The organism is Persicitalea sp. (genome assembly GCF_041751555.1).
Lineage (GTDB): Bacteria > Bacteroidota > Bacteroidia > Cytophagales > Spirosomataceae > Persicitalea.
Genome location: NZ_JBGSXF010000303.1, coordinates 1 through 4218 on the forward strand (window position 1 = coordinate 1; position 4218 = coordinate 4218).

The following is a 4218-nucleotide window of genomic DNA, read 5'->3' on the forward strand; positions in this document are numbered from 1 at the left end:
TTCACCAGAGAAAGATAAGTTTGGGTAGTTTTATACCCCTTGGAAGCACCCGTTTATAAACTAGGTTGGGCACGGCCACGTCATTGACCACGGAGAAATCGTGTAACGTCAAGACGCCCGGTCAATAGATCGGGCGTCAATGGGTGAAGGTGTTTTACTTATTGATTCTCTGAAATGAAGTATCGAAACTACCCGTCACTTTGATATCCTCTACCTTAGGTAGCCGGGGGTCGTTGGATTTGAGGATAGCATCGAATGTTCCTCGAACGCGGTCGGTACCATAATACTCAAACTGAATCTGTCCCGCGTTGAAATCTACCCAACCCGTCGAACTGGCGTCAGGCCTGAGCGAACCGGAAACGGCCTCATCGGGAAGCGAAGTCCCGGGATAGACCAGGTACAACTTATCCCGAACCCCCTCGCGGTTATAGTTCCAAACGTTGAAAACAAACCTGCTCCAACGATTATCAGGCGCAACCAATTCGATAGACAATACAGTTTCTTTTTTCACAGCGTAATAGATGACACCTGCTTTGGCCTCTCCGCTTACGTTAAAGCTGAGTCCTCCGGTAGCATTAGCAGTAAATGTGCCGTCGCCGGGTATAACGTCCGGCTCAGGGTCTCGGCCGCAGGAAAGCGACAGCAGCGTTAAACTAAGGCAGATTAGTGAGAGCGTTCTCAGAAGCATAAGGTAGTGATCTAGTAGAAGCCCCGGCGGCTTGCGGCACAATTGTGAAGCAAACACCGTCCGAAAGTAATTCAATGTACTGCTTTTCGGAAGTCATATCAAAATAATTGTGCGAACGGTGATTAGAATTTTGATCTCCTCAAATTATCTGTTGGAATTGGTCGCGTTGCAAATGCGAGGAAAGACGACTGGGCGGCAGTCCTTCACGCTCAGAAATCACAATCAATAAAAATGCATTACGGTATAATTCTGCTTGAGTACCTAATACTTCCTCAATAAATCCAGAAGCTTGCGATCCAGCTTGTGTCCGTGCCAGTCCTCATAGGCCACGTCTTCCCGTCCCGAATCCAGTATGCCAAAACTACCCCTGAATTCCCACAAAGCGTAGCCGATTCCGTTGCTTTTCAACACATCCAGCAAATCCTCAAACCAGGCCAAAAACACCGCGTGGGGCGTTTTATTGAAACAGCCGCATTCCCCGCAGTGGACGCCTACTCCCTGTTTGGTCAGCGCGATCCAGGGTTCGTACTGCGCTTCCAGCATGGCGCGGCTCAGGTACTTGTCTCCTACCTGCCCGGGCCACTTTGGTTCGGGCAAATTGTCCGTATCCTTAAATACCCAGGGTGCTTTGTAATGGGAGATAATACCCGGATTATAGCCCCGGCAACTTTGGGCAATGTTCAGGTCCGTGATTTCGGGAATGATAGTGCTGCCTACATTATTTCCATCCGCGATCACAAAATGATCGGGGTTATGCGTCCGGATAGCCCGGGAGGCTTCCAGAGCCATTTTTCGGTAGAGTTCGCCCGGAATCGGCCCGCGTCTGGAATGCTGATCGTTCATGTCCTCGCGGGTGCAGGGTTCATTCAGCAGGTCGAAACTTATCTTTTTGGATGATGTTTGGGCAAAGCGCTTTGCCCAGAAAGACCAGTGGTACACAAAATCTTCCATCGCCTGCGCGTCCTGCCAAAGATTGTAGGGCTCTATAAAACCCGCATTGACGCAAAAACCCGGCGCCCGGTGCAGATTCAGGCTCACGTGCAGTCCGTGCTTATGAGCCAGGTACGCCAGCTGCTCGATGCGGTCAGTGGCCTGGGTGTCGATGGCCCGGACCTCGGGTATCCTGATGGGTCTGCTCCGGTCGAATTGTACGTAGGAGGGATAGGCCATGGGGAGCCTGATAAAATCAAAGCCCCAATCGGCAATCCATTGGAGGTGTTCTTCGGTGGTAGCGGGACGCCCCTTTGCAGGATCAGGGGAGAAAAAATCCAGCAGATTGAAACCCTTCCAGCGCGGCATCGGATTTTTGAGCGGCTGTGCCATAGCGGAAGACAGCAAACTGGAAGTAGCAATAAGGCCGGCACTGAGCGAAGCCGATTGTAGCAAAAAATCGCGACGGGTCGGGTTGGTCATCGGGGCAGTTTTCAAAAAAAGTACGGTATCAGAAGGCCATTCTCTCGCCCAATCTACTACGAATTGTTGGGTAAAACCGATCAGAGATTTATCGGGGTTCGGGGGAGGCACCCCATCGGGACTAGTCCAATCAATAGTGGGTGTGGTTCACAACCGTATTCTTCAAATACAGCTAGTCCTTTTTACGATCTTCGCTAGTATACCTGGCCGTGGCACTGCCGTATACCCGCAACATACCGTTGCTTGAGGCTAGCTAACCCATCGTATTTGCTGAAATTTCAGATTTCACAGCTTGAAACATAGGCATGTCCGATATCTGAAGGGTCAGCGTTCTCGTGGCTTCCTTGTTCTGTTTCAAACTAGTTTACGACCTATTCTGTTGATTGTCAGTTCCGAGGGAAACGTGAATCTGTTGTTAGTTCTTAAAATCGCGTTGCAAACGTTAGGAGATTCAACAGCAGCGGCTGACCGTGCCAGCGGGCGACTGTCCCGATCGCACGGTCAGGATTAGCAGGGGTAATCGCAGAAAATTGGGCGACGCAATGGTCCAACGCCAGCGGGCTAAAACAAATAAGGTAGGGTTAGGTACGGGCTCAAATAAATGGGCGGAATCATAAAAATACTAGCTAAGGTTAGCTATTTCTATGGTGCTTCACCTTGAAGTTGTCGGGCATACTCTTTACCAGGAAAATGCCCATGGCAGGTTTTAATATAGGACCTAGGGCTCACTCTCCTCAGTCAGGGTATACACATACGGGCAGGAATTGGTCTCAGCACTGCCCGAAGTGATGTAAGGTGTGTGATCAGTGAAAGTCAGGCTACATGGCTCGCAAATCTTCTCCATCTTGCGGCCTTTTGCCAATTCATCCACAAGCTTGTCCAGGTACCTTACTTGCTGAGTTAAGGCGTTTTCTATTTCCTCCACCCGGTAGCCACAAATTACGCCCGTGATAAGGCGGGCATTGGGGTGTAAGGCAGCTTTCTGAAAGAATTTTTCAAGGGTCGCCTTCTCTTCTATGATTTCTTGCAGGGTATTTTCGTCATAACCGGTCAGCCACTCAATTACCTGATGCAGTTCTTCCTTCGATCTGCCCTTTTTCTCGACTTTTGCCAGATAATGCGGGTACACCGACCCAAACGTCATTCTTGCAATACGCTCGTCCTGATTTTTTGCATTGTTCATAGCTATGTATTGTGCTTTACAGAGTCAATTTACAAACTTTCCGATCATCACTAACTTTTCAGGTAGATTTGTTGAGTAGGCCATCGGGCAACCCTCCTGACCCCAAAACAGGCGCGGCCAGGGTTAGCGTGTGGTCCAAAAAGTAGCTTGTATAGCAGGCAAAAAAAACACCCACAGCCGGACTACCATTCAGGAATATGAAAAAAGCCCTCATTCTGGCATCGGCATATACAGCAGCCATGCTTATCATCTATTTTTTGCTCAATACTTTTCTGGATGGAAGTGTCTGGAGCGGGATGGTCGTGAGTAAATCTGCCTTGACCACTGAGTATTGCGAGTACAACAATGTCCAGCGATTTTTTCATCAAAACATCAATACCTATTCCAACCTGGCGTACTTCTTCGTTGGTGTTTTTATCTGCGCACTGGCCTGGCAGGATAATAAAAACCAATCGAGCACAGATCTGAACTGGTTACAAAAATTTCCGCTACTGTCGTTTCTGATGGGGGGTAGTTTTATTTATTTGAGTATCGGTTCTGCGTTTTTTCACGCATCCCTGACCTGGATGGGGCAAAGTGTCGATATGAATGGGACGTACAGCATCAGTATCTCGTTGTTGTTCATTGCGGTATATCATGTTTTTCATAAAATCAATTGGTCTGAAACTCTAAAAAAAACTACCATTGTCACAGCTTTGCTGGTCATCCTATCGTTTTATGAAATTCATCTGCTGGTTTCGAGTGGTGTTTTGTTGCCTGTTTGATTCTTTTAATCTGGGTTTTCAGCGCCATTAATTATTTCCAATTTCGAAAAGAGCGCTCCATCGTTTAGGCACTTCTCGGACTTATCCTAATCATTGTTGCAATGCAGCTTAGGGAATTGGATGTAAAAAAAGTTGACTGTGATCCTCATTCGATCTTTCAGGGGCATTCA

3 protein-coding genes and 1 pseudogene are annotated in these 4218 nt (G+C 48.1%); 1 reads left to right on the forward strand and 3 read right to left on the reverse strand.

Features of this window, described 5'->3' with window-relative positions:
- Positions 1–154 precede the first annotated feature (154 nt).
- The 3 genes and pseudogenes from ACEW8P_RS10855 to ACEW8P_RS10865 form a co-directional block, all read right to left on the reverse strand.
- The gene (locus tag ACEW8P_RS10855) at positions 155–688 is read right to left on the reverse strand and encodes a hypothetical protein (RefSeq protein ID WP_373513104.1); all 534 of its coding nucleotides are present in this window, start codon (positions 686–688) and stop codon (positions 155–157) included.
- Between the two features lie 261 nt (positions 689–949).
- Positions 950–2101: a glycoside hydrolase family 5 protein gene (locus tag ACEW8P_RS10860; protein WP_373513105.1), complete on the reverse strand. Its 1152-nt coding sequence runs from the start codon at positions 2099–2101 to the stop codon at positions 950–952.
- 832 nt (positions 2102–2933) lie between these two features.
- Positions 2934–3284 (reverse strand): annotated as a pseudogene (locus tag ACEW8P_RS10865) (DUF2200 domain-containing protein); the annotation flags it as partial.
- A 197-nt stretch (positions 3285–3481) separates the two neighbouring features.
- On the opposite strand from ACEW8P_RS10865, the gene ACEW8P_RS10870 reads away from it, so the two are divergent.
- Positions 3482–4048 (forward strand): ceramidase domain-containing protein, encoded by a 567-nt coding sequence (locus tag ACEW8P_RS10870; RefSeq protein ID WP_373513106.1) that lies wholly within the window; start codon positions 3482–3484, stop codon positions 4046–4048.
- The last annotated feature ends 170 nt before the right edge of the window (positions 4049–4218 follow it).

Bases quoted from the DNA above. Each gene is read 5' to 3' on its own strand.
- ACEW8P_RS10855 (WP_373513104.1), bottom strand. From the start codon at position 688: ATGCTTCTGAGAACGCTCTCACTAATCTGCCTTAGTTTAACGCTGCTG.
- ACEW8P_RS10860 (WP_373513105.1), bottom strand. From the start codon at position 2,101: ATGACCAACCCGACCCGTCGCGATTTTTTGCTACAATCGGCTTCGCTC.
- ACEW8P_RS10870 (WP_373513106.1), top strand. From the start codon at position 3,482: ATGAAAAAAGCCCTCATTCTGGCATCGGCATATACAGCAGCCATGCTT.